This window comes from Enterobacter sp. SECR19-1250, from assembly GCF_013391025.1.
GTDB classification, from domain to species: domain Bacteria; phylum Pseudomonadota; class Gammaproteobacteria; order Enterobacterales; family Enterobacteriaceae; genus Enterobacter; species Enterobacter cloacae.
The window spans coordinates 1-1,329 of record NZ_JACASJ010000258.1 but is presented as its reverse complement, the minus strand read 5'-3'; the positions used below and the strand labels follow the sequence as shown (position 1 = coordinate 1,329).

At 56.9% G+C, this 1,329-nt stretch carries 2 protein-coding genes; both read left to right on the top strand.

Annotated features, from left to right (window positions below; all coding sequences use genetic code 11):
* Positions 1-193: hypothetical protein (locus HX884_RS27080; RefSeq protein ID WP_218620153.1), on the top strand; the 193-nt coding region annotated here is incomplete at its 5' end.
* A 98-nt stretch (positions 194-291) separates the two neighbouring features.
* Positions 292-1,278 carry an IS110 family transposase gene (locus HX884_RS26430; RefSeq protein ID WP_058683253.1) on the top strand — a complete coding sequence of 329 codons (987 nt, stop codon included), beginning with the start codon at positions 292-294 and terminating at the stop codon, positions 1,276-1,278.
* Positions 1,279-1,329: the final 51 nt, after the last annotated feature.

The window sequence follows — 1,329 nt, the reverse complement described above, 5'->3', positions numbered from 1 at the left end:
CAGAGGAGCCAAATTTGAAAAGCCTGCTTTTAAAGCAGGCTTTTTGCTTTTGTGCGTTCTGGAAACCTGCCGGGTGGCGGCTTCGCCTTACCCGGCCTTGTATTATCCTCCCGTACAGAAAGAACCGGCCAGTTCTTTCTGTCAGGCAGTCCACATGCCGTACCCGGCCTTAGGCCACGAACCTGTATCGTAGATCCCTGCAGTGGACTGCCCCTTCTCCACAAGTGACAAACCGGACAGTATCATGGACCGGTTTTCCCGGTAACCCGCATTCACAAGGTTGGTTTCACTATGGAACAGGAACTTCACTTTATTGGTATCGATGTCTCCAAAGCTAAGCTGGATGTCGATGTGCTGCGACCTGATGGCCGTCACCGCAGCAAAAAGTTTGCTAACACCCCTAAAGGTCACAATGAGCTGCTCAGCTGGCTTCATAATCACGGCGTGGCACCAGCCCATATCTGCATGGAGGCGACCAGCACCTATATGGAAGACGCCGCGGCCTGCCTCAGTGATGCCGGTTTCACCGTCTCCATCATCAATCCTGCGCTGGGTAAAGCCTTTGCGCAGAGCGAAGGTCTGCGCAGTAAAACCGATGCTGTGGATGCCCGTATGCTGGCAGAGTTCTGCCGGCAGAAGCGCCCGGCAGTCTGGGAGGCACCGCATCCGCTGGAGCGCGCGTTACGGGCGCTGGTACTGCGGCATCAGTCCCTGACGGACATGCACACGCAGGAGCTGAACCGCCGGGAGACGGCGCGGGAAGTGCAGATGCCGAGCATTGATGCGCACCTTCTGTGGCTGGAAGCGGAGCTGAAGCGACTGGAGAAACAGATAAAGGACCTGACGGATGATGACCCGGATATGAAGCACCGGCGAAAACTGCTGGACAGCATACCGGGTATAGGTGAAAAGACGTCCGCCGTGCTGCTGGCGTATGTGGGGCTGAAGGACAGGTTCGGTCAGGCGAGGCAGTTCGCGGCGTTCGCGGGGCTGACACCGCGTCAGCATGAATCCGGAAGCAGCATAAACAGGGCAAGCAGGATGAGTAAGGCAGGACATGTCTCGCTTCGCAGGGCGCTGTATATGCCCGCGATGGTGGCGCTGTACAAAACGGAGTGGGGAAAAGCGTTCAGGAGTCGTCTGGAAAATAACGGTAAGGGTGCGAAGCTGATAATCGGAGCAATGATGCGTAAGCTGGCGCAGGTGGCGTATGGCGTCCTGAAATCAGGACGCCCGTTCGATGCCACACTGCACGAGAAAAATGCTTGCGTGGCATAACAGTATCTACGGGACTGTAGGCCCGGTAAGCGCAGCGCCACCGGGCAATAA

Excerpts from the sequence above, each read along its gene's own strand:
- HX884_RS26430 (WP_058683253.1), top strand. The coding sequence starts at position 292 with ATGGAACAGGAACTTCACTTTATTGGTATCGATGTCTCCAAAGCTAAG.